This is a genomic window from Picosynechococcus sp. PCC 8807 (assembly GCF_001693295.1).
Classification (GTDB): Bacteria; Cyanobacteriota; Cyanobacteriia; order Cyanobacteriales; family MRBY01; genus MRBY01.
This window is the reverse complement of the sequence record NZ_CP016483.1, coordinates 173099-194991: the sequence shown is the minus strand read 5'-3', so window position 1 is coordinate 194991 and position 21893 is coordinate 173099. Positions and strand designations below refer to the sequence as shown.

Here is a 21893-nt window from a genome sequence, read left to right as displayed (position 1 = left end):
GGAGCCCATCCCATGACCACCACAGTAGGCAATGGATTCGCAGACAACCCAGAAGATATGACCCTGAGGCAACTACGGAAGCTCGCCAGCAAACTTGGCATCAGCCGCTATAGTCGGATGCGCAAAGATCAACTCCTCGCTGAGGTGAAAAAACGCTCAAGCTACGACAATCCCAAAGCCTCAGTCACCCCCGACAAAACTGAATCCATCATCCCAGTCAATAGCCAAGAGGAGGAAACTCAAGTGGAAGCAGCAAAATTTGAAGTTGGTCAAGATGATCCCATCGAGCTCGATCTCGCCAGTGTCGATGAAGACCTCGGTGACCTCCCCGGCGGCTATGGTCAAAGTCGCATCGTTCTCTTACCCCGTGATCCCCAATGGGCCTACGCCTACTGGGATATCCCCAACGACCACAAGCAATACCTGCGGAACCAAGGGGGCCAGCAGATCGCCCTGCGTCTCTATGACGTCACGGACATCAACCTCGACTACCAGACCCCCCACAACGTCCAAGAATATTTGTGTGATGAAATGGCGCGGGAATGGTATTTCCCCGTCCCCGTTAGCGATCGCGATTACGTTGTCGAAATCGGTTACCGTTGCGCCGATGGCCGTTGGTTAAGCTTGGCCCGCTCCACCGCAATTCGCATTCCCCCCGTCTATCCCAGCGACTGGGTAGAAGACATCTTTGTGACCGTCCAGTGGGATGAAGAACTGAAAGGAAAAACCGTTTACAATCTGGTACCCCCAGCCAAGAAACAAGCAGAAGCTGCTGCCGCCGCTGCCGAAAGTACCTCTAGTCCCATCTACGACGAAATCTTTGGTGATCTCCAATCCCTCGAAGCCCAACGTATTGCTGGGTCTCTGTTTGGTTCGATGCAACATGTGGCTGGTTCAGTACCGCCCCAAGAATCCATCAGTTCCTATGTCTTCCCCTCTGGGGCAGGACTATGGGCAGCCCCCAACGTTTCTGGTCTCAATATGTCCGGCTTGAATATGTCCGGTGCTGGCTTTGCGTCGATGCCACCAGCGCGTCCCCGGAAATTCTGGCTCGTGGCCGATGCAGAGTTGATTGTTTACGGCGCGACGGAACCTGATGCCACTGTCACCATTGGCGGCCAACCGATCAAACTGAATCCAGACGGCACATTCCGCTTCCAGATGTCTTTCCAGGACGGCAATATCGATTATCCGATTGTGGCTGTGGCTGCCGATGGGGAACAAACCCGTTCGATTCACATGACTTTTGACCGGGCGACTCCTTCTCGGAATACCAACACCAAAGAACAGGCAATGGACGAGTGGTTTGTCTAGGCCACTGTTGCGGTAAATCTCAAAAACGAATGATTTGATTTGATTAATTTATTTCTTGACCTCTCCATCTGGGGAGGTTTTTTGTTCTGAAGTTTATCTGTCGAGGGGGTTAATCGCCATAAAAAAACCAGTTATTTAAGCAAAATAACTGGTCTATGGGGGAATGGGTTGCAACTGATTTTGAGGCAATCAGTCGTTTACCATTTGTTGTTTTCTGCTTGGTCAGCGATGTAAGCGGCAACGTTAGCAATGTCAGCATCGCTTAGACGACCACCGAAAGCAGGCATTGCCCCTTGTCCGTTGGTTACTTGGTAGGCAACCGCTTCTTCGAGGGACTTGCTGCCATCTTTGTAGCCAGCGAGGTAAGTTTTTAGGGCATCAGCCTTTAGGGTTTTGGTGGGCATGACTGCGTTGTTACCACCAGCATGGCAAGCGGCACAGTTAGCGGCAAATACCTGGGCACCAGCAGCAGCATCAGCGGCAAATGCAGGAGTCCCGAAGGCAAAAACAGTAGCAAGTACGGTTAAAGCAATAGCAAGTAATTTTTTCAAAGGAGTTTTCCTCTCAATGCTCTCAACAGAAAAAGAATTTGGTTAAAAGTTTAATATAATCAACCAGACTATATTTTATCGATCTTGTCGTTTGGTTCAAACGCTTAGCCTGAAATTCCCTAAATTGTTTCAATTTGTCACGAAATTGCCCTATGCAGTCCGCATCTCCTTCCTCCAATGGTATGGCAGTGGTCAAGACCTGGGACCTTTGCAAAACTTACCGTACCGGCTTTTGGCTCAATAAAACCAGTGAATCCCTGAAAAGTTGTTCCCTCGAAGTCTTGGGAGGAGAAACCTTTGGGCTACTGGGGCCGAACGGAGCGGGAAAAACCACCCTTTTGAAAATTCTCCTAGGTATTATTCGACCGACTGGGGGCAATGCGACGCTGTTGGGGAAACCGTTTGGCGATCGCCAGACCCGACAGCGCATTGGCTATCTCCCGGAAAATGCTTATTTTTATGACTTTTTGACGGCCTGGGAATTTCTAGATTTTACGGCGGGTTTATTTCAGATTCCGCGCGGCAAACGACAAAAGCGCATTAAATTACTGCTGGATACGGTGGGACTGGCCCAGGAAGTGGCGAAAAAGCGGCAACTCCGCAAATATTCCAAGGGGATGCTCCAGCGGGTAGGGATGGCTCAGGCGTTAATCAATGATCCTGATTTAGTCTTCCTCGATGAGCCGATGTCGGGCCTCGATCCCCTCGGTCGCTACCAAGTGCGAGAAATTATTTTGTCCCTAAAGGCCCAGGGAAAAACGATTTTCTTTAATTCGCATATTTTGGCGGATGTGGAACTAATTTGCGATCGCCTGGCAATTTTGTCGAAGGGAGAAATTATTTGCCAAGGTACTTTAGATGAGCTTTTGGGGGCAGCAGATCGCTATCAAGTCGTCATCGAAGGGGGCACCGAGGCAGCGTTACGGTCTTGGGTGCCGGATTTAGCCCGCAAGGATCACCATTGGATCGGCCATTTGGAGGGAGATCCCCAAAAGTTCATTGCTTCCCTGAGCTTGATGAAGGCGCGATTATTAGATTTGAAATTGGCGCGAGTTTCCCTAGAGGATTTCTTTATTCGCCAAATTCGTGATCATGATCCCCAGGCGCACATCGAGGAAAATCTCAAGGCGATCGCCTAATATCACAAAAAATCTAGCGTCTTCCTTTGGTTACGATTTTCTCTGGCGTAAAAGTCAGCTTAAAAGGCGGTAAATCTGCATTATGCAAACGACGAATAATTTCTGCTTTTGCAACTTCAAATGTTGTGAACTTCTGGTTTATATCCTGGCCGAATGGCAAACTAAAGCTGCTTGAAACACTCTCAAATTTAATACTCACTCTAGCTGGAGTAATATATCTTCGTGGAGATATCATTAACTTTTTGACATAACCAGTATTATTTGGAAATTCGGGATCACTACAGACAATTCCCAATCGGAAAAAATCACCTAAATCATCTTTTAATAATTGCCAAATCTTAGGGTTACAACCAGATAACAAATAGATATTTTCAAAATCAGATTGACTTGTGCGGATATATGAATTATTTATTTTTCCGTAGACTAAACTATTGAAAGAGTTTTTCTTGAAATCATTGAAGTAAAAACAATTTATATACAAACTGACATGATTATTTTTATAGTGTGAGAGGGTGGAAGTGATTTTTGTTGTGGGCTTATTCAATAATAAATCGTCAATTGACTGTAGGGATAAATTGATTTTTGCCGTTTTACTTCCAGTGCCACGCTTTCCCGCTTGATATTCATGGCATATTGTTTGAAGCTGTTTGCGAAGTTTATCTATTGATGGAATATTATGGGTAGTGGCCAAATAAGGTACCAGATCTTCTTTATAGGGTGAATAAGTCTGATAAGATTTGCGCTTGATTTTTAAATGCCGAAGATCTTCTAAAGAAATTTGAGGGACTAATTCATGCATGAAATCAACTTGCATGCATGTAAATTGATGAAGTGATGAATATTGTTCTAAATATAGATTTTCTATATTGGTGAATGTGATGTTGTAGCCATTGACCTTTAAAGAAGCATAGTAAAATCTTATTGAGGCTCCATATTTATGAGTGAAAACTTCCCACTTGACTGCCGCATTTCTACGATTTCGAAAGAGAAAATTTAAAATAGGCTGAGTAGATTCACGAGTAATTGCAAAATCCTTAATAAACTGAGCATAGTCAAACAAAATAGAAATATGTTTGTCTTTGTTATTGATGCCGACTATGATGATATAGCCGTTTAATTTTCGCAATGCTTCCTGTAAAACAAGTTCAGCAAAATAGATCTCTTTGAGAGTGACAGGACTATCGTTTAGCTCTGATCGATATTTTCGAATTAAAATTTTTTCTCGCTGATCAAGGTTCGACTCTGCAACTTTTTCATAATACAGATGGAATTGACGTTTTCTTGTTGCTTTAAGCTGATTAATTCGGTGATGTGAGTTTCCCTGCCAACGTTTTTGTAAATTTTTAGCCTTGCCGATATACATCACCATATTGTCCTGATCGACAACATAATAAATGCCTGAATATTCTGGTAATAATTCCTTTGTTTTGAGACTCACTTTCGGTAATCTTAAAATTTTTTCGTCGGCAAGCATAGAATGTTTTTGATGAAAAATATTTTCCAAAGTATCTCATGTACACGAAAAATCCCCCACTACGCAGCGGAGGATTTACAAAATGAATTAAATCAATTTACTTGGCGGGATCAAGTTTGGCGATCGCCGCTTCCATTTCTGAGGCAATTTTCGCTTCAAGGGCCGCAGAATCCGTTTCCATATAAACCCGCATCAACGGCTCTGTACCAGAAGGACGCAGGAGCACCCAACTGCCATGTTCGAGGTACAGTTTCACGCCATCTTTTAAGCCCACTTCCTTGACCGCTAAACCAGCCACGGTTTCCGGGGGCGTCGCCTTGTAGAAGTCCAAGACAGCCTTTTTGTGGGGTTCTTCGAGGTGTAAATCCAAACGCTTGTTAAAGAGGGGACCATTGGCATCTTCGAGGGCTTCTTTCACCAATTGGGAAAGGGGTTTGCCTTCGTAGGCGATCGCCTCGGCCACGAGCATATCCGCCAAAATGCCATCTTTTTCCGGGATATGACCGAGCACACTCAAACCACCGGATTCTTCACCGCCAATGAGGACAGCAGTTTCGCGCATTTTTTCGCCGATATACTTGAAGCCGACTGCTGTTTCAAAAATTTCTAAGCCATATTTTGCGGCCAAATTGTCGAGCAAATGGGTTGTGGCCACCGTGCGGACGATCGCCCCTTTTTGACCTTTGTTTTTCAGCAGGTGCCGCGCAAGCAAGAGCAGAATTGTGTTGGGCGTTAAAACATTTCCCAATTCATCCACAACCCCAAAGCGATCGCTATCACCATCGGTCGCCAAGCCTAGATCTGCTTGATCCGCTTTTACCGCATCCACGAGGCCCACCAACTGAGAGCCTTTTGGTTCTGGCATCCCACCGCCAAACAAAACATCACGGCTGGTATTAAATGATTCCGTTTCACAGCCGCAGTGGGCGAGCACTTCATCTAAGTAACCGCGCGACGTGGAATACAGCGCATCGTATTTAACTTTCAGGCCCGCTGAACGAATCTTGTCCACATCCAGGAGGGTGTAGATAAATTTTAAATAGGCAGGTTTCGGGTCGAACCGAGAAATCTTGTCGCCATTTTTGCCCGTGGGCATCTCCGCCGAAGCACTGGCAATATTCGCCACAATCGTGTCGGTGATTTCTGGGGTCGCTGGCCCGGCGTAATCGGGAATATATTTGATCCCACAGTAGGGGGCCGGATTGTGGCTGGCCGTAAACATCAACGCGCCGGCAGAGTTAAGAAACTTCGCATTGTAGGCAATCACCGGGGTCGGGCAATCCCGCTCTACCACCTGCACCGTCCAACCGAGATCCGCGAGCACTTCCGCCGCAGTCTGGGCAAATTCGTCTGCAAAAAAACGGGTGTCATAGGCCACCAGCACCGGACGATCCTTCCCATAGGCCGTCTCTAGGTAGCTGGCGATCGCCCGGGTCACTTTACAAACATTAGCGAAGGTAAAATCATCGGCGATAATGCCACGCCAACCGTCAGTGCCAAACTTAATCGGGGGATTGCTTGCAATACTCATGTGAAGAAAAACAGGGCTTGTTAAAAATCCCCTTTATCTTATCCGCAAGGGGGAAACCACGAATGGCGATTTTCTTACAAAATTTCCCCGAAGACAGGCATTTTTCCAAAGCATTAGATATTATTAGGTCTATACTGGCCAGTTCCAGTAAAAAGTCATAGGCGAAAGACTGTCTTTTCTATCCTTCGGGCGGTGCAAATTTTGTCTAGATTGATGTACATATCGGACGATTTAACCCCAAACCCTTGATCAATGGAGTGATGAATAACCGTGGCAACAACCGAACCCCGTCAATCCCAACCCCTCGATGTCGCCCAACTCCAGCAGGAACTCCAACTGCGGGATCAACTGGTGCAGCAACTGTCCCAGGAGTTATTTCGTCTCGTCAAGGGCAATGATGACCCGGCCCCGGAGCTAGAAGCCCAGCACCAAGAAGAACTCCAGCGCCTCCGGGAGCAGTTCCAAGAGGTTGAACAGCAAGTCGTTTTTTATCAAGAGCGCTTGACCCAGAAAGATCAAGAAATTTCCCAATTGCGCCAATCTGTTAAAGAATTAGGCGATCGCAGTCGGCGGTTAGAACAGGTGGTTCAGGAACTACCGCAGATTTATCGGCAAAAATTTGCTGAGAGAATGGCAACAGTTCGCGATAAAGTAGAGAAGCTGCAAAGGGAGAATCGCCAACTCCACGCCGACTTACAAAGTGTGAGTTACCGCCTTGCAGTGAAAAATCGTCGTCATAGCCTGTCTGAGATTGAATTACCCACATTTAACCCCAAAGGTGGCAGCCCCATCCCGACGTTCAGCACCCTCTAAGGTCATCATCTTAGTCAATGCTGAATTAAAGCATTCTGGCAAATTTATCTCTGCTTCCCCCGTTACGGAGCGGATGATTAAGGCATTTAAAACGGCAATTGTGCAGCAGGCCGAGGGCACAGAAGTAGAAGTACTCACACCGGCGATGGTTCGGCACGGGGGCCAGTCCCAGGGTCGCGACGTCCTCGTTTGTCCCTTGACGATTGATTTACCAGAGCCTTTTTCTTTCACGCACCAAAAAGTATTTCAAGCCTGTCGCAAAATTGAAGAGCGGCGTCAGTGGGTACAGAAACACACAACCCACCGGGTCTGTAACCACAATTATTTAGGTGATCACTGGCTACCAATTATCTACACGGCGAAGGGGCCTTTGTACGGCGAAGTGATCGGTGAAGGGGTAATGCCCAACTCCTACCACCAGCCCATCGATCTCCGGGATGAACAGCGTCAAAGTCTGTATTATCTGGGCTACCAACTCCTCGATTCCATTGGGGCTACGCCTGGGGTTTACCTGCTACAGTTTTCCTTCTCACCGGAAAAGCGGTTGATTTTTGATCGGCTCTGGCCCTTCCCGGCAGCACCGGCGATCGCCTCTCTGCGCTGCCAACAACCAGACCTGTTTACCTGCCATTGGCATTGTCTGACGGGGCAAAGTATCCCCGATGTAATTATTCCCCATTACCTCGCATCCTAAAGTTTCCCTGTAAATTTCCCTGGGGATGTGAGCGATCGCTGACTTATCAGCCATATCAGTAAATAACTGTCAAAAAATTAAACGAATCATCTCAGAGGCTGTGGCGATCGCCGTTTCCTGATTAACAATAGGCCCAATGGCCCCAGGTCATAAATGCTTTAGGACAACGGTAAACAGCATCAGTTATGGGAAACGTAAAAAAAATTGGTGTACTCACCAGTGGCGGCGACTGCTCCGGCTTGAATGCAGCGATTCGGGCTGTAACTCGCTGTGCCCGACATCAATACGGTTGGGAAGTGATTGGTATCTGTCGAGCGACCCTCGGCCTGCTCCAGGAGCCACCAGAAACCATTGTCCTCACCGAAGATCAAGTCGATACTTGGTTAACGATGGGGGGCACCATGTTAGGGACAACCAATAAAGGTAATCCCTTTGCTTTTCCCATGGAAGATGGTTCCCTAAAGGATCGCTCCCAGGAAATTGGCGAAGCCTATCACCGCTTGGGGCTGGATGCACTGGTCGGGATTGGCGGCGATGGTAGCTTGGCGATTCTCCAGAAATTAGCGCACCTGGGGGGCATGAACCTCGTGGGCATCCCCAAAACCATTGACAATGATGTGGGCATTACGGAACGTTCCATTGGGTTTGAAACAGCGGTCAATATTGCCACGGAAGCTTTAGATCGACTGCATTTTACGGCGGCGAGTCACAACCGAGTAATGATTGTGGAAGTCATGGGGCGAGATGCCGGCCACATCGCCTTAAATGCGGGGATTGCTGGCGGTGCCCATGTGATCTTGATCCCAGAGATTGCCTACGACTTACAGACGGTGTGTGAGTTTATTTGCGATCGCCAAAATTCCGGTAATGGTCATACCCTTGTCGTTGTTTCAGAAGCGGTCTGTACCACCTCTGGGGAAACCCTCAAACATGAATTGCAATTTGGGGAATGTCGTCTGGGGGGCATCGGTCAATACATGGGCGATGAGGTGGCCAAAAAGACTGGCGCAGAAACGCGGGTAACGGTATTGGGCCACATCCAACGGGGGGGCATCGCCTCACCCCTAGACCGTTTGTTGGCCTCGGCCTTTGGGGTGGCGGCGGTGGACTTGATCGCCCAGGGCAAATTTGATCACATGGTGACTTGGCAAAATGGCCAGGTGTCTAGTGCGCCCATTAGTGAAGCCATTGAGATCAATCGGGTCGTTGATCCGGAGGGAACTTTGGTGAAAACCGCGCGGGGTTTAGGGATTTGCCTTGGCGATCGCCCAGGCGAAATTTAGGCCACATTTAAGCCGCCCAGAACTCTAGGGAGAAGCTGGCTCCAGAAGATAGGGCTGCAGATCGAGGGGAACCTGGTTTGCGGTTTCTAATTGCATCCCCTCTCCCCATTGGCGCAGGGGCAGGGTCAGATCCGCAAAAAACTGCGTTGGGTCTGTATCAGGCTTCAAAATCAGGAGCGTCGTACAAGGACCGCCTTTGGTTTGAGTCAGGGCACAAATTGCTTCCCGTTCTGGGGTGGCCGGGTTGGGCTGATAGGTGAGGGCGCGGAGTTGCTGTGGCACTAGAGAATCTAGGCGCTGGGCGACCTGATCACAACGACTTTTGGGGGATACATCCCCTTCCATGCCCGGCACCATTTGTAGCCAAGGTTGCGGTTGCCCTTGGCCCTGATGAAAGACCGTCCACATCAGTTCTCCTGTTTGGGGTTCTATGACGGGCTGACAGGTAAACTGCCGGGGTTTAAGAATATTGCGCCCCAGGGCATTGCTGACCCCCACCGTCAGGCCCACCGTGAGAAAGGCGATCGCCACTACGCCGCCCAACAATAATTGATAAGACTCTAACATCATAAACTTCGCCATTGTGTTGCCCTAATACTTCACCATGATTATCTGTCGGGGATGACCCCAAAAAAGTTTCCCGATTAGACCCTAAATTTCCAGAATTTTGCCTATTTCGTCCGATTAATAAGGTAATTGGGAATAGGCGGCCTGGGAAATGGTCGGCAACTCCGCATATTTGCCGAGGATCGATTGCACCATTGCATAGAGACAAGCCACTAAGGTACCAAGAAAGGCAACATTTGAGAGGGTTTCAACGAGAAGACTGTCGCCCCCAAAGCCAAAAAAGCGAATTAAAATCCCGAACAACACCAGGGCAATGTCAATCAAAATCGCCTGGAGGGTATTAAAGCGAATGAAGTGGCTAATTTTGCTGTTGCGTACCACCGCAGCATAGAGAATGAAGAAAATAATCAGCCCCGCAAAGGGAAATGAATAAAGGCGGATTAGGGGTTGTAAAGGCACGTAGATTACCGCCAGGATCGGAAAGCGCATTAAAAACGGCAGACCGAAGGGCAAAGCGTAGACGAGGGGTAATAGGTAAGGCAAGGCCCCAAATAAACGATCTGTGGGTTCAGTGGTAGTGGACATAAAACTTTTTCTGCAATGGACTAGCTCCTATTCTACAAAGAACTCTTAAAGAAGTTTTGGGGCGATCGCCAGGGCCAAACAATGGGAAAAATTAAACGAAATTCAGGAATTTTGCGGCAATTTCCCCTGCATCCTGACAAAAGGCAGTAGAATTGTGAACATTTGTTAATCTCTTTTTGAAACTGAATGCAAAGTACAGTCCGCTCCCCAGGGAGTCGCGAGTCTCTACGGCAAGATCTGCCCTTCACCCTCAAGGATGTGAAAGCAGCCATCCCAGACTACTGTTTTCAGCCTTCTGTCTTCCGTTCCCTCGCCTATTTTTTTCTTGATATTGGGATTATCGCTGGCCTCTATGCGATCGCCGCTTATTTAGATTCTTGGTTTTTCTATCCCATTTTTTGGTTTGCCCAGGGCACCATGTTTTGGGCTTTGTTTGTGGTCGGCCATGATTGCGGCCACGGATCTTTTTCTAAGTCCAAATGGCTCAATAACTTGATTGGGCATTTGAGCCACACGCCGATTTTGGTGCCTTTCCATGGTTGGCGTATTTCCCACCGCACCCACCACTCCAACACGGGCAACATTGATACCGATGAGAGTTGGTACCCAATCCCAGAGTCAAAATATGACCAGATGGGTTTTGCGGAGAAACTTGTCCGTTTCTATGCGCCCCTGATTGCTTATCCGGTTTATTTGTTTAAGCGATCGCCGGGTCGGGGGCCTGGTTCTCATTTTTCGCCAAAAAGTCCCTTGTTTAAGCCTGCTGAGCGCAACGATATTATCGTCAGTACCGCCGCGATTATCGCCATGGTCGGTTTTCTCGCGTGGTTTACAGTGCAGTTCGGGCTTCTCGCCTTTGTGAAATTCTATTTTGTGCCCTACGTCATCTTCGTGATTTGGCTCGATCTAGTCACTTATCTGCACCATACTGAGGCGGATATTCCCTGGTACCGGGGTGATGATTGGTATTACCTCAAGGGTGCCCTTTCCACCATTGACCGGGATTATGGCATTTTTAACGAAATTCACCACAATATCGGCACCCACGTCGCCCACCACATTTTCCATACGATTCCCCATTACTATCTCAAGGATGCGACCGAAGCGATCAAGCCTCTCCTGGGAGATTATTACCGGGTGAGCCATGCTCCGATTTGGCGCAGTTTCTTTAGATCCCAAAAAGCCTGCCATTACATCGCGGATCAAGGGTCTAACCTGTACTACCAGCCGAAAAAGTAACGCTATTATTCTCCACTGCAATCTTTTTTATTGATCCTAATTTCCCCTGGAAGTTAGGTTTTTTTGCGGCGATCGCCTGGGGAAAGCACCGGATTTTTGAGAGATCGCCTATGATCGAAACCGTTGAATTTACGACAGCACCACCATGAAGCGGGTTCGGGTCAAATACAGTTCGCCAACCTTTTGGATTGGCCTTGGTTTAATGGGGATCTTGGGTCTGGGGGCGATCGCCGCCCGGCAACAGATACCCTTATTGTCCCAGAGCGCTGGCCAGGTGGAATCCTCTGAAACAAGCGATTCTAAGGTGCTGGCCTTGGTAGAACAAACACCAGAGGAACGGCGGGAACGACTTGAGGCGATCGCCAACGGGAAAAAAAATAGCCTTGACCGCAGTCGCGCCCGTTACCTATTAGGGATGGACTATCTCGTTGAACAGGATGGTGCCGCTGCCCTGGCCGCCTTCGAGAATCTAGAGCAAGATTATCCGGTGTTGACGCCCCATATTTTGATTAAGCGGGGGCGCGCCTACGAATTAACGAACAACCCCGAACAGGCCCAGGTGATTTGGTTTGATGTGGTGCAAAATTACCCAGAGGATGCCGCCGCTGCCGAAGCCCTCTTTCGCCTCAGTGCCTACGACCCGAAATATGCCGACCAGACGATCGCCGAATATCCTGCCCACCCCCGCACCCAAAGCTTGATCCAGCAACGCCTTGCAGAAAATCCCCAGCAACGGGATCTTCTGGAACTACGCCTCAAGTATGACGCCGACGCCCCAGATATTGCCACAGTCCGTCAAGCTTTAATTGATAATTTCGCCGATCAGCTATCCCCAGAAACCTGGCAGGCGATCGCCGATAGTTTTTGGGATCAATGGCAATATGCCGCCGCCGCCACCGCCTACCAAAAAGCCCCCGAAACTCCTCAAAATTTATACCGTCTCGCCCGCAGCTTCCAGGTCAGTGACCAACCGGAGCAAGCCCGACCTGCCTATGAAGCTTTAATCACAACTTTCCCCGACGCCCCAGAAACAGGCCTTGGTTTACGTCGCCTCGCCAGTTTAGTTAATGACACCACGGCGCTGACCTATTTAGATCAAGCCGTCGAAAAGTTTCCAGAGGAAGCCCCCGAAGCCCTCTTCACCAAGGCCAACCTTTTAGAAAAGCTCGGTAGCAATAGTTCCGCCAACCAAACCCGCGAAAAAGCCCTCAATACCTATAAAGACGGCACCGCCACCACAGAATACCGCTGGCAACAGGCCGAACGCTACGCCGCAGAAGGAAATTACACCCAGGCCATTGAATGGGCCAAGGCGATCGCCCCCCTGACCCCGGATCATTCCCTTGCCCCCGAATCTATTTTTTGGACAGGGAAATGGCAACAACAGCTCGGCCAAACCCAAGCAGCCAAACAAGCCTATCAACAAGTCCTCCGCGACTACCCCGAATCCTATTACGCTTGGCGATCGGCGGTACAACTCGGCTGGGATGTAGGGGATTTCACGTCGGTACGCAGTCTCCAACCGGAATTAACGATCCCCGAAACTCGCCCTGTGCCCCCGGCGGGTTCGGAAACATTTCAGGAGCTTTATCGCCTCGGCCAGGATTTTGACGCCTGGAATACCCTCCAACTCGAACTCGCCAGTAAAACAGAACTCACTGTCCCCGAAGCCTTTACCCAAGGTCTGTTAAAACTGGCCCAAGGTCGCTATCTCCAGGGGATTAATACCATTTGGAATCTCAGCCAACGGGACGAACCCGGCGATCGCCAAGCATGGTTAGCACTCCGGGAAAACGAAACCTATTGGCACGCCCTTTTCCCGTTCCCCTATGCTGAACCGATCCAGCGGTGGGCCGCCGAAAATGACCTTAATCCCCTGTTGGTCGTTTCCTTAATGCGTCAAGAATCTCGCTTTGAGAAAAATATTGAGTCCCCCGTGGGAGCAAAGGGACTGATGCAAGTGATGCCCAGTACCGCCGAATGGATTGCCCAACAGACAACCGGGAAGGCCTATGCCCTCGATGAACCAGAGGACAATATTAAACTCGGTACCTGGTATCTGCGCTACACTCACCAGGAATATGATGATAATTCCATGTTGGCGATCGCCAGTTACAATGCTGGCCCTGGTAACGTTGCCCAGTGGCTCCAACGCTATGGCCTTAACGATCCCGACACCTTCATCGAGCAGATCCCGTTTAATGAAACGAAAAACTACGTCGAAACTGTCTTTGCAAACTATTGGAATTACGAACGCCTTTACAATCCCGAACTTCAAACCAAGCTAGACTCTTTGTAGCAACTTCCTTGGCTGTTCGTGCAAATTATGATGCATAAACCCAAAGCAAATGTAAAGATCTCCCCAAAACCCTTTACAAAACTTCATTTTGTTGCTAGTATGGACACATACATACAAAACAGTTCTAGTTTTTCCAGAGCGCACCTTGATAATTTCATAGCAATCATAACGATATGACTACTACACTACAACAGCGCGGAAGCGCTTCCTTGTGGGAGAAGTTCTGTCAGTGGATCACCAGCACCGAGAACCGCATCTATGTCGGTTGGTTCGGCGTCCTGATGATTCCTACCCTTCTCACTGCTACTACCTGCTTCATCATTGCGTTCATCGCAGCTCCCCCCGTTGACATCGACGGTATCCGTGAGCCCGTCGCAGGTTCTCTTCTTTACGGTAACAACATCGTCTCTGGCGCAGTTGTACCTTCTTCTAACGCAATTGGTCTCCACTTCTACCCCATCTGGGAAGCTGCTTCCTTAGATGAGTGGTTGTACAACGGTGGCCCTTACCAGTTGGTAATTTTCCACTTCCTCATTGGTGTTTTCTGCTACATGGGTCGTGAGTGGGAACTTTCTTACCGCCTTGGTATGCGTCCCTGGATCTGTGTTGCGTTCTCTGCTCCCGTAGCAGCAGCAACTGCAGTATTCCTCATCTACCCCATCGGTCAAGGTTCCTTCTCTGATGGTATGCCTTTGGGTATTTCTGGTACGTTCAACTTCATGATCGTATTCCAGGCAGAGCACAACATCCTGATGCACCCCTTCCACATGCTTGGTGTGGCTGGTGTATTCGGTGGTTCTTTGTTCTCCGCAATGCACGGTTCTCTCGTAACCTCTTCTTTGGTACGTGAGACCACTGAAACCGAATCTCAGAACTACGGTTACAAGTTCGGTCAAGAGGAAGAAACTTACAACATCGTTGCAGCCCACGGCTACTTCGGTCGTTTGATCTTCCAATATGCATCTTTCAACAACAGCCGTTCCTTGCACTTCTTCTTGGGTGCATGGCCTGTAGTCGGTATCTGGTTCACTGCTCTTGGTGTATCTACCATGGCATTCAACCTGAACGGTTTCAACTTCAACCAGTCCATCCTTGACTCTCAAGGTCGTGTAATCAACACCTGGGCGGACATTCTGAACCGTGCGAACCTCGGTTTTGAAGTAATGCACGAGCGTAACGCTCACAACTTCCCCTTAGACTTAGCAGCTGGCGAGCAAGCACCTGTGGCTCTGCAAGCACCTGCAATCAACGGTTAATAACTGTTTGAGTCTTCGGGCTTAGTTGAGAAAAGATGATTGCTTTGACAGTAAAACTGAATAAGTAATGATTGGCGAAGGCCCCTACCAGAGATGGTGGGGGCTTCTGCTTGCTTGCTTTTTTTTGGGAAAATTTCGGATTGTTAGTATCGCAATCGCAGTTGAAAAAATATATTTTTGGTCAATCATTAACAACTACTTTGATTTTTTAGCCATTCGTAATCTTGATCTTGGCTTTTTTGATTTTTCTTGGGTGAAATTAATACTTGATAGCCTGATGTTTTTTTACATTTTTGATAATAAAGGCGCATCAAATTGATATGGGGCACCCGGCATTCTGTCCATTTGTTGTCAGTGGCGCGGACTTTTTTGGCGGCGTAGGCTTGGCCTTCAAGAATATCTTTCAGGGCTTTGATGAGGGCGACGAGGTTTTCGGGCTGGTCTACTAATACATTTAGAGAGTCCCGCAGAAGGGTGATTTCTGGTAGTAGAGTACCCACAAGGGTTTGTATTTGTTCTGCGTTGAGGCGATCGCCTTGGGTCTTTTGTTGGGAAGCTGACTGCTGTTGGAGATTAAATAAATCAACTTTTTGTTGTTCTAAGTCAACTGCATATTCTTGTAATTGGGCTTTCAGTTGGCTGATTTCTGCTTCTTTGTGGTGCAGGACATCCTGTTGGGATTGTTCTAAAGATTCAAGAATTTCGTCAATGTCGCGGTTATTTTCACGGAGTTTCTTTTGGCTAGCGAGGCTTAATTCTTTTTCCCGTTGTAGCTTTTGCTCGAGACGTTCTTTAATTTGAGTTTGGCTGGCAATGCGTTGTTCAAGATCGGCGATCGCCTGTTGAAAGTCCTGGGCTTGATTCGCCATTTCTAAACTGTAGTTTTCCGCCTGGAGCTGGAGCTGGGATTCGTAGGCTTCCTGTTGGGTGGCAAAGTTTTTTTTGAGCTTTAAAATTTCCTGCTTTTGGACGGTGCGCATCGTAAAAAACAGGCCAATTCCCCCTAACCCTAAGCCCCAAAAAAAAGAAAAGTCCATAGCCGCAAATGTTGCCTACCGTAGTTACCTTTCTTCCAATTTAGCGTAAGGCACTTTGGATTTAAGTGCCCGTAGAGCCGAACCCGCCCGTACCTCGGCTTGTGTCGCTGACTTTGTCAACCACCGTAATATCCAAATGCATCACGGGAACCATCACCATTTGGGCAATGCGCATCCCGGCTTTGACCTCAAAAACTGTATCGCTATGGTTGATTAAAATCACGCCGATTTCGCCGCGATAGTTGGCGTCGATGGTGCCAGGGCTATTGAGAACGGTGACGCTTTGTTTGAGGGCCAAACCACTGCGGGGACGAATTTGAAGTTCGGTGCCAATGGGAATTTCCGCCGCGAGGCCCGTTTTGATCAAGGCGGTTTTGTGGGGGGCGATCGCCACGGGTTCAATGGCATGGAGGTCAACACCAGAATCCCCATCGTGTTGATACTTGGGAATAATCGCGTTGGGGTGGAGCTTGAGGAGGCGGAGGTGCATAGAAAGCTAGACAGTGGTGGTTTGTAAACGATGTTTGAGGGTTTGGGGATCGCCTTGGTCAACGACTCGGCCATTTTCCAACAGGAAGGCCCCATCACAAAAGTCTAATTCATCGAGGCGATGGGTCACCCAGAGGGCCGTCATCCCCCGACTTTTAACCAGATGTTGCACTTGTTTGACGAGATCGAGTTGGGTATCACCATCCAAGAGGGCCGTGGGTTCATCGAGGAGCAGCACTTCACAATGTCTGGCGATCGCCCCGGCAATGGCGACCCGTTGTTTTTGGCCACCACTGAGGGCATAGATCGGCCGACGGGCCAAATTACCTAAACCCACTGCTCCCAAGGCTTCGGCCACCCGCTGTTGGATGGTGGGGGTTGGTAAGCGTTCAGAAACCAGGCCAAAGGCGACATCTGCGCCCACGGTAGGCATGACCAACTGGTGATCTGGGTTTTGAAAGACAAAGCCGACGGGTTGGATCAATTCAACGGTACCCGAATCGGCCGTTAGGAGTCCCGCCAGAATCCGTAACAGAGTCGATTTGCCACTGCCATTGGTGCCCAAGAGCATCCAAAATTCTCCCTGGGGGACGGCTAGATTGCAGTGACTGAGGATTTTTTTGTCCGGTTGCCAACTGAAATTTAGGTTTTCGACGGCAATGGCAGAACTAGACATGGCTTTGGGAGTGGTCACTGGGGGCCATAATCACAACGACACAGTAAACGTAACAAAAAAGAGGGCCGCGATCGCCCCCCGTGGGTTGAGGCCGGAGACCTTTGTTATTCTGCCGCTTGGGTCGCAAAAAAGCCTGGTACCCGTCCGCCAGCGGCTGCACCACTTTTCTTGTTGAGGACAACGGCACTAATTTGATCACTGAGGAGGGCGATTTTTTTATCCTCATCCTTTTCGCAGGTGAGTTCGAGGAGGGTGGCGTAGTCGCCTTTCATCGCCTCAAGGACAGATTGATAGAGTGCTTGGGCCGCATCAGCTTCTTTACGTTGGACAGAAACGGGGATCGGGCTATATTTGAGGGTCAAATCCAGACTATACATGCAGGTTTACGGGTTATTTTTCCTAGTTATTTATCTTAAACGGTTTGGGGGGTCACGGTTGGGTCGCTTCGGCGATCGCCTTGATCCGTCGCAGTTGGGCCTGCATATCTTTCTTTGTCCAGCGGGCGGCAAAGGTTTTAAAGCCCCAACGCACCAAAGGATTGGGAATTTCAAACTGAAAGCGGTTTACCAACTGGGTTCCTGTGGCATTGGGGATGCATTCCCAACGGTCTCGCCCCCGGAAAAAGCCCGTGAATTGCCAGACAATTAACCCCGGTTCCCGTTCTACGACGCGATTATTCAACACCAGGTTAACCAAGGGAATTTTTAACCAAAAGCGACTTTGACTTTCGAGGGCTGTGCTCCAGCGATCGCCGAGGGGTTCACACCGCAGCAGGGGATTTAACCAGCGGTGCATGGTTTCTAGATCCGTAAAACACTGCTCAACACAGGTGGCACTGGCCCGCACTTGAATTGATTGCTCAAAAATTTCCATCAAAATTCTATCTAAAGGTGGATTTTCCCAAAGTTATGAAAAGAAATATAGCGAATTTATCCTTTTTGCGGGTGAAAAATCCGGAGGATCTTTGTAGGGTGGAAGAGGCAACGTCTTGCCGTAAATTAGCGCAAAAACGCCCATTATGGCCGTGATTAGCGATGTAGTTATTTGATTTTAATTCTGAAACAATGTCACCTTTAATCAATACCTTGGGGCCTCCTGTGGGTGACCCCTATGCTGTTTTAGCACTCCAATTACCGGAGTCTCTACAAACCCTCGTCGGGGAAGATGTCGCCAATATCATTAAGGCGATCGCCATCTTAATCATCGGTTGGATCGTTGCCCTGGTGGTGAAAGCCATCGTCAAAGGGTTGCTGAATAAAACCGATGTCGATAATAAAATTGCTGCTTGGATCACCGGTCACGACGGCAAAAGTGATCTGCCCATTGAAGTTTGGGCGGCGAATATCGTTTATTGGTTCGTCATTCTCTTTACGGTGGTGGCTGTTTTAGAAACCCTCCAGCTTGACGGGGTTTACACACCACTGAATGAACTGCTTAGTCAAGTCACAAACTTCTTGCCCCAACTGTTTGCGGCGGGTTTGTGGTTAGGGGTTGCTTGGTTGGTGGCCACCATTGCCAAATTAATTGTGGTCAAAGGCCTAAATACCTTTCGCCTAGATGAGCGCCTTAATCCGGCGGACACTAGCGCTGAGACCGAGGCGACAGAAGCAGAAACGGCACCGCAATCCCAGACCACGAATATCAGTGAAACCATCGGCAATGCGCTGTATTGGTTTATTTTCTTCTTTTTCCTTACGCCGATCCTCGAAACCCTGGGCCTAGAAAACACCCTCGCGCCCCTACGGGATGTCGTGGATGAAGTATTGCTAATCCTGCCGGATCTCTTTGCGGCGGCCCTGATTGGGGTTGTGGGTTGGTTCATTGCCCAGGTGGTGCGCCGTTTGGTGACCAACCTCCTGAAGGCAACGGGCGTAGATCAAATTGGTGAAAAATTTGGTCTGTCTAGTAGTGCTGGGCGACAGTCTTTGTCTTGGGTGCTCGGTACCATTGCCTATATTTTGATCTTGATCCCTGTGGCGATTTCTGCCTTAGAAGTGGCCCAGATTGAGGCGATTTCGTTCCCGGCGATCGCCATGTTGGATCAGGTGTTGATGCTCTTGCCCAAGCTTCTCGCCGCTGCGATTATTCTCACCTTTGCCTATGTGGTGGGTGAATATGTGTCTGAGTTTGTGAGTAATGTGCTGACGGGTTTTGGCTTTGATAATGTCTTAACTTGGCTCGGCCTAGACGGAATGGTTAGTGCTGCTCCGAGGGAAGGCGAGGGCGAAACCGCGAAACCGGGTAAAACCCCTTCCCAGGTGATGGGGACGATTTCCCTGGTGGTCATTATGTTGGTGGCGGCGCTGACTGCCGTTGATGTGCTGCAAATTGAAGCTCTCACCAGCGTTGTGGGGGTCATTTTGGCGATCGCCGGACAGGTGTTAGTCGCCCTTTTGATCTTTGCGTTGGGTTTGTATTTCTCCAACATTTCCTACAAAGCCCTGGCTGCCTCTGGCTCTAGGCAGTCGAAGATCCTCGGTCAAGCGGCGCGGATTATCATTCTCGTCCTCGTGGGCGCGATGGCGCTGGAACAAATGGGCATTGCGACAAATATCGTGAATTTGGCCTTTGGACTGCTGGTCGGTGGGATTGCTGTGGCGATCGCCATTGCTTTTGGTCTGGGTGGTAAAGATATCGCCGCAGAACAGGTGAGAAATTGGCTTGATTCGATGAAAAACGACTAAATGCCCTTAAAAACGTAATTAATCTGGACATGGTTGCGGCCATGTCTTTTTTTTCGGTCACTTTGGCAGAACTTTACAGCCCACTAACGGAACCTTAACGCGCCGATTAAACAACTGTGCCACGCTTCCCATAGAAACTACGTTTCGTCATTGTGGCGATCGCCTCTCCCTGTGCCGTCATCCTTTTGGGAAGTCCTGTGAACAGCCAGCCAAATCTTCCAGTCCCAAAGCCTTCTGCCCGATCAGAATCTGCATTTGTCCCCAATCCGCTACGTTTGGTCGCCGCTCCCTATCTGGCGAAAAATCAGGGGCGATCGCGGTTTTTGTTTATTGGCGATGCCACCCAGCCCATTACCGCGATTGACGTTGACCCGAATATTTCCAGTCGCTACCAAATCCCCCGCGCCGCTGACCTGCCGATTGTGACCCCCTTTCGGTTAAAAATTTTGCATTTTAATGATCTACATGGACGAATCGCCCACCTTGCCCCAGAGGGAAATATCCCTGTTTTTTCGCGGCTTGTCTCCCGTTACCACCAGCAACAACGCAAGTATGCCAACAATCCCCAAGCTGGGGTGTTACTCCTTTCGGCGGGGGATGACATGGTGGGAACCCCCTTTGATGCGCTGGTTTCTGAATGCAACCATGCCTACGATCTATATCAAACCTTGGGGGTCGATGCCGCCGCTTTGGGGAATCACGATCTCGATTTAGGCACCCATGCCCTCGCCAAAATGATTCAACGGTCGGGGGATTTTCCGGTGTTGTCGGCGAATCTGTTACCGCCAGCCCAGCTAAAAAAGGTCGTTTATCCGGCGGCATTACTGGATGTGAAGGGGGTACGGGTCGGCATTATCGGCTTAACCACCTCGGCGCAAATGAAGGGTTCCGATGCGCGCCATTTAACCTTTGTCGATCCGGTGCAAGTTGTCAAAAATCTTTTACCTGTGTTGCGTCCCTATTGCCATGTGCTGATTATTCTCAGTCATCTAGGCTATGATTTGCACTCGACCAGCGCCACAGTGGAAGATTACGGCGATCGCCAACTGGCGGAACATTTACCCTCTGGCGCAGTGGATTTGATTATCGGCGGACATACCCACCACATTTTGAATGAAACCTGTCTGAATCAAGAAAACATCGTCAACGGTATTCCCATTGTGCAGGCGGGAACTTTAGGGCGTTTTTTAGGGGAAGTGACCATTACTCTGAGAGATGAGCAGCAGCCCGCCACCGTGACCAATGCCAAACTGTCTGTGACTGCCGATCTGCCTGTTGAGCCAACCTTTGAGCAAACCCAGATTGCCCCGATCATTACCTCCCTACACCAAAAACTGAATCACCCCTTGGGCATGGTCGCCGATCACCCCGATTTGGAAACCGATGCGGTTTTAAATGATTTTGCCAGCCATGAATCCGCCTTTGCCAATTTCATCACAGCGGGCATGGTGGCACAGGCACAGAAAAACGGTTATGAAGTAGATTTTGCCCTGACCGATGCGGCGGTGTTATGCGCAGGTTTACCCCCAGCAACGTTGGTCTATGGCGATTGGTTTGCGGTGATGCCCCACGCCGATACGTTGCGTTTGTTTCAAATCACAGGGGCACAACTTTGGGATTTGTTGCAGGACAATGCACGGCGGGCAAATCGTTACGGTGAAGCCCACCTAGAACGGGGTTTTGTGCAATTTAGCGGGCAAATTCGCTACAAAATTCAGCTCGGTGAAAATCGCGTCGTAGCCCAGGCAACGGATATTGTGGTGCGGGGCATCCTGTTAAAAGATCAACTGGCGCATACTTTTACCTTTGTGACCCATAGTTTTATCCGGCAACCTGCCTGCCACTGGGAAGCTAAATTTAGCCAAAAGCATCTGGATATTGCCCTGTTTAATCTTGATGTCTTGCCCAGCAAAGATACGGAATTGCTGCTGCGGGAAGCTTTGATCACCCACATTAAAACCTATGGCGGCGTGACGAAAGCGGGCGGGGTTGTTCGGGATGGACGCTTACGGATTGACGATATTTAATAATTCTTGGCATACATCAAGATCTACTCAATAACAGGCAATACTTTCCTTTTTCCTTGTCTCTTTTTATAAACCCTTATAACCCGCTCTAAAATCACAGATAACATGATAAAAGAACATAGTTAGGTCGAGAAAATGCGCACCCTGAAGTTGCTATTGTTTGCTTGTCAAATCATTGTTTTCGGAACATTTCTGCAGAGTGTAGCACATGCTGAAGACTCAACCCTTAACAGAA

The 21893-nt window shown here is 49.0% G+C and carries 20 protein-coding genes; 10 read left to right on the top strand and 10 right to left on the bottom strand.

Annotated features, from left to right (window positions below; genetic code table 11):
- Positions 1-12 precede the first annotated feature (12 nt).
- Positions 13-1314 carry a DUF4912 domain-containing protein gene (locus tag AWQ24_RS00955; RefSeq protein WP_065717260.1) on the top strand — a complete coding sequence of 434 codons (1302 nt, stop codon included), beginning with the start codon at positions 13-15 and terminating at the stop codon, positions 1312-1314.
- Between the two features lie 197 nt (positions 1315-1511).
- Here the strand turns inward: AWQ24_RS00955 and AWQ24_RS00950 are convergent, their stop codons facing one another.
- Entirely contained in the window at positions 1512-1865 is a 354-nt protein-coding gene (locus tag AWQ24_RS00950; RefSeq protein WP_012305805.1) for a c-type cytochrome, read from the bottom strand.
- A gap of 152 nt (positions 1866-2017) precedes the next feature.
- On the opposite strand from AWQ24_RS00950, the gene AWQ24_RS00945 reads away from it, so the two are divergent.
- Positions 2018-3004 carry an ABC transporter ATP-binding protein gene (locus AWQ24_RS00945; protein ID WP_065715752.1) on the top strand — a complete coding sequence of 329 codons (987 nt, stop codon included), beginning with the start codon at positions 2018-2020 and terminating at the stop codon, positions 3002-3004.
- Positions 3005-3017: 13 nt separating this feature from the next.
- Here AWQ24_RS00945 and AWQ24_RS00940 read toward each other — a convergent pair whose 3' ends face one another.
- Complete coding sequence (locus AWQ24_RS00940) at positions 3018-4478, bottom strand: GIY-YIG nuclease family protein (protein WP_065715751.1); 1461 nt, start codon at positions 4476-4478, stop codon at positions 3018-3020.
- Between the two features lie 97 nt (positions 4479-4575).
- Entirely contained in the window at positions 4576-6009 is a 1434-nt protein-coding gene (locus tag AWQ24_RS00935; RefSeq protein ID WP_012305803.1) for a phosphoglucomutase/phosphomannomutase family protein, read from the bottom strand.
- Positions 6010-6279: 270 nt separating this feature from the next.
- On the opposite strand from AWQ24_RS00935, the gene AWQ24_RS00930 reads away from it, so the two are divergent.
- The 3 genes from AWQ24_RS00930 (at position 6280) to AWQ24_RS00920 (ending at position 8799) form a co-directional block, all read left to right on the top strand.
- Positions 6280-6822: an Npun_F5560 family protein gene (locus AWQ24_RS00930; protein WP_012305802.1), complete on the top strand. Its 543-nt coding sequence runs from the start codon at positions 6280-6282 to the stop codon at positions 6820-6822.
- Positions 6788-7516, top strand: a complete 729-nt coding sequence (locus AWQ24_RS00925; RefSeq protein ID WP_030007882.1) for a hypothetical protein — start codon at positions 6788-6790, stop codon at positions 7514-7516. The genes AWQ24_RS00930 and AWQ24_RS00925 overlap by 35 nt, the downstream gene beginning before the upstream one ends.
- A 185-nt stretch (positions 7517-7701) precedes the next feature.
- A complete protein-coding gene (locus AWQ24_RS00920) occupies positions 7702-8799 on the top strand; it encodes an ATP-dependent 6-phosphofructokinase (protein WP_012305800.1) in 1098 nt (365 codons plus the stop codon).
- 24 nt (positions 8800-8823) lie between these two features.
- On the opposite strand, the gene AWQ24_RS00915 is transcribed toward AWQ24_RS00920, so the two are convergent.
- Positions 8824-9381, bottom strand: coding sequence for a COP23 domain-containing protein (locus AWQ24_RS00915; RefSeq protein ID WP_083993465.1), 558 nt, complete (start codon positions 9379-9381; stop codon positions 8824-8826).
- Between the two features lie 102 nt (positions 9382-9483).
- Positions 9484-9951 carry a Tic20 family protein gene (locus tag AWQ24_RS00910; protein ID WP_065715749.1) on the bottom strand — a complete coding sequence of 156 codons (468 nt, stop codon included), beginning with the start codon at positions 9949-9951 and terminating at the stop codon, positions 9484-9486.
- A 186-nt stretch (positions 9952-10137) separates the two neighbouring features.
- Between AWQ24_RS00910 and AWQ24_RS00905 the strand changes: the two genes are divergently transcribed.
- The 3 genes from AWQ24_RS00905 (at position 10138) to psbA (ending at position 14745) form a co-directional block, all read left to right on the top strand.
- Positions 10138-11190, top strand: coding sequence for a fatty acid desaturase (locus AWQ24_RS00905; RefSeq protein WP_030006707.1), 1053 nt, complete (start codon positions 10138-10140; stop codon positions 11188-11190).
- Positions 11191-11335: 145 nt separating this feature from the next.
- Entirely contained in the window at positions 11336-13489 is a 2154-nt protein-coding gene (locus AWQ24_RS00900) for a transglycosylase SLT domain-containing protein (RefSeq protein ID WP_065715748.1), read from the top strand.
- A 173-nt stretch (positions 13490-13662) separates the two neighbouring features.
- The gene (psbA, locus tag AWQ24_RS00895; protein WP_012307032.1) at positions 13663-14745 is read left to right on the top strand and encodes a photosystem II q(b) protein; all 1083 of its coding nucleotides are present in this window, start codon (positions 13663-13665) and stop codon (positions 14743-14745) included.
- Positions 14746-14933: 188 nt separating this feature from the next.
- On the opposite strand, the gene AWQ24_RS00890 is transcribed toward psbA, so the two are convergent.
- The 5 genes from AWQ24_RS00890 to AWQ24_RS00870 form a co-directional block, all read right to left on the bottom strand.
- Positions 14934-15782, bottom strand: coding sequence for a hypothetical protein (locus AWQ24_RS00890; protein WP_012305794.1), 849 nt, complete (start codon positions 15780-15782; stop codon positions 14934-14936).
- 61 nt (positions 15783-15843) lie between these two features.
- Positions 15844-16272 carry a dUTP diphosphatase gene (gene dut, locus AWQ24_RS00885; protein WP_030006710.1) on the bottom strand — a complete coding sequence of 143 codons (429 nt, stop codon included), beginning with the start codon at positions 16270-16272 and terminating at the stop codon, positions 15844-15846.
- A gap of 6 nt (positions 16273-16278) precedes the next feature.
- On the bottom strand, positions 16279-16947 hold the full coding sequence (locus AWQ24_RS00880) for an energy-coupling factor ABC transporter ATP-binding protein (RefSeq protein WP_012305792.1): 669 nt from the start codon (positions 16945-16947) through the stop codon (positions 16279-16281).
- Between the two features lie 104 nt (positions 16948-17051).
- Positions 17052-17324: a hypothetical protein gene (locus AWQ24_RS00875; RefSeq protein ID WP_012305791.1), complete on the bottom strand. Its 273-nt coding sequence runs from the start codon at positions 17322-17324 to the stop codon at positions 17052-17054.
- Positions 17325-17376: 52 nt separating this feature from the next.
- Positions 17377-17820, bottom strand: a complete 444-nt coding sequence (locus tag AWQ24_RS00870; protein WP_030006713.1) for an SRPBCC family protein — start codon at positions 17818-17820, stop codon at positions 17377-17379.
- Between the two features lie 191 nt (positions 17821-18011).
- Between AWQ24_RS00870 and AWQ24_RS00865 the strand changes: the two genes are divergently transcribed.
- Positions 18012-19631 carry a mechanosensitive ion channel gene (locus AWQ24_RS00865; protein ID WP_065715747.1) on the top strand — a complete coding sequence of 540 codons (1620 nt, stop codon included), beginning with the start codon at positions 18012-18014 and terminating at the stop codon, positions 19629-19631.
- A gap of 275 nt (positions 19632-19906) precedes the next feature.
- Positions 19907-21658 (top strand): bifunctional UDP-sugar hydrolase/5'-nucleotidase, encoded by a 1752-nt coding sequence (locus AWQ24_RS00860; protein WP_232318841.1) that lies wholly within the window; start codon positions 19907-19909, stop codon positions 21656-21658.
- The last annotated feature ends 235 nt before the right edge of the window (positions 21659-21893 follow it).

What these genes read in the sequence shown, in the direction of transcription:
- AWQ24_RS00900 (WP_065715748.1), top strand. Translation starts at nt 11,336, where the DNA reads ATGAAGCGGGTTCGGGTCAAATACAGTTCGCCAACCTTTTGGATTGGC.
- AWQ24_RS00915 (WP_083993465.1), bottom strand. Translation starts at nt 9,381, where the DNA reads ATGGCGAAGTTTATGATGTTAGAGTCTTATCAATTATTGTTGGGCGGC.
- AWQ24_RS00920 (WP_012305800.1), top strand. Translation starts at nt 7,702, where the DNA reads ATGGGAAACGTAAAAAAAATTGGTGTACTCACCAGTGGCGGCGACTGC.
- AWQ24_RS00875 (WP_012305791.1), bottom strand. Translation starts at nt 17,324, where the DNA reads ATGTATAGTCTGGATTTGACCCTCAAATATAGCCCGATCCCCGTTTCT.
- AWQ24_RS00910 (WP_065715749.1), bottom strand. Translation starts at nt 9,951, where the DNA reads ATGTCCACTACCACTGAACCCACAGATCGTTTATTTGGGGCCTTGCCT.
- AWQ24_RS00955 (WP_065717260.1), top strand. Translation starts at nt 13, where the DNA reads ATGACCACCACAGTAGGCAATGGATTCGCAGACAACCCAGAAGATATG.
- AWQ24_RS00880 (WP_012305792.1), bottom strand. Translation starts at nt 16,947, where the DNA reads ATGTCTAGTTCTGCCATTGCCGTCGAAAACCTAAATTTCAGTTGGCAA.
- AWQ24_RS00945 (WP_065715752.1), top strand. Translation starts at nt 2,018, where the DNA reads ATGCAGTCCGCATCTCCTTCCTCCAATGGTATGGCAGTGGTCAAGACC.
- AWQ24_RS00935 (WP_012305803.1), bottom strand. Translation starts at nt 6,009, where the DNA reads ATGAGTATTGCAAGCAATCCCCCGATTAAGTTTGGCACTGACGGTTGG.
- AWQ24_RS00865 (WP_065715747.1), top strand. Translation starts at nt 18,012, where the DNA reads ATGTCACCTTTAATCAATACCTTGGGGCCTCCTGTGGGTGACCCCTAT.
- AWQ24_RS00890 (WP_012305794.1), bottom strand. Translation starts at nt 15,782, where the DNA reads ATGGACTTTTCTTTTTTTTGGGGCTTAGGGTTAGGGGGAATTGGCCTG.
- AWQ24_RS00940 (WP_065715751.1), bottom strand. Translation starts at nt 4,478, where the DNA reads ATGCTTGCCGACGAAAAAATTTTAAGATTACCGAAAGTGAGTCTCAAA.
- AWQ24_RS00905 (WP_030006707.1), top strand. Translation starts at nt 10,138, where the DNA reads ATGCAAAGTACAGTCCGCTCCCCAGGGAGTCGCGAGTCTCTACGGCAA.
- dut (WP_030006710.1), bottom strand. Translation starts at nt 16,272, where the DNA reads ATGCACCTCCGCCTCCTCAAGCTCCACCCCAACGCGATTATTCCCAAG.
- AWQ24_RS00870 (WP_030006713.1), bottom strand. Translation starts at nt 17,820, where the DNA reads ATGGAAATTTTTGAGCAATCAATTCAAGTGCGGGCCAGTGCCACCTGT.
- psbA (WP_012307032.1), top strand. Translation starts at nt 13,663, where the DNA reads ATGACTACTACACTACAACAGCGCGGAAGCGCTTCCTTGTGGGAGAAG.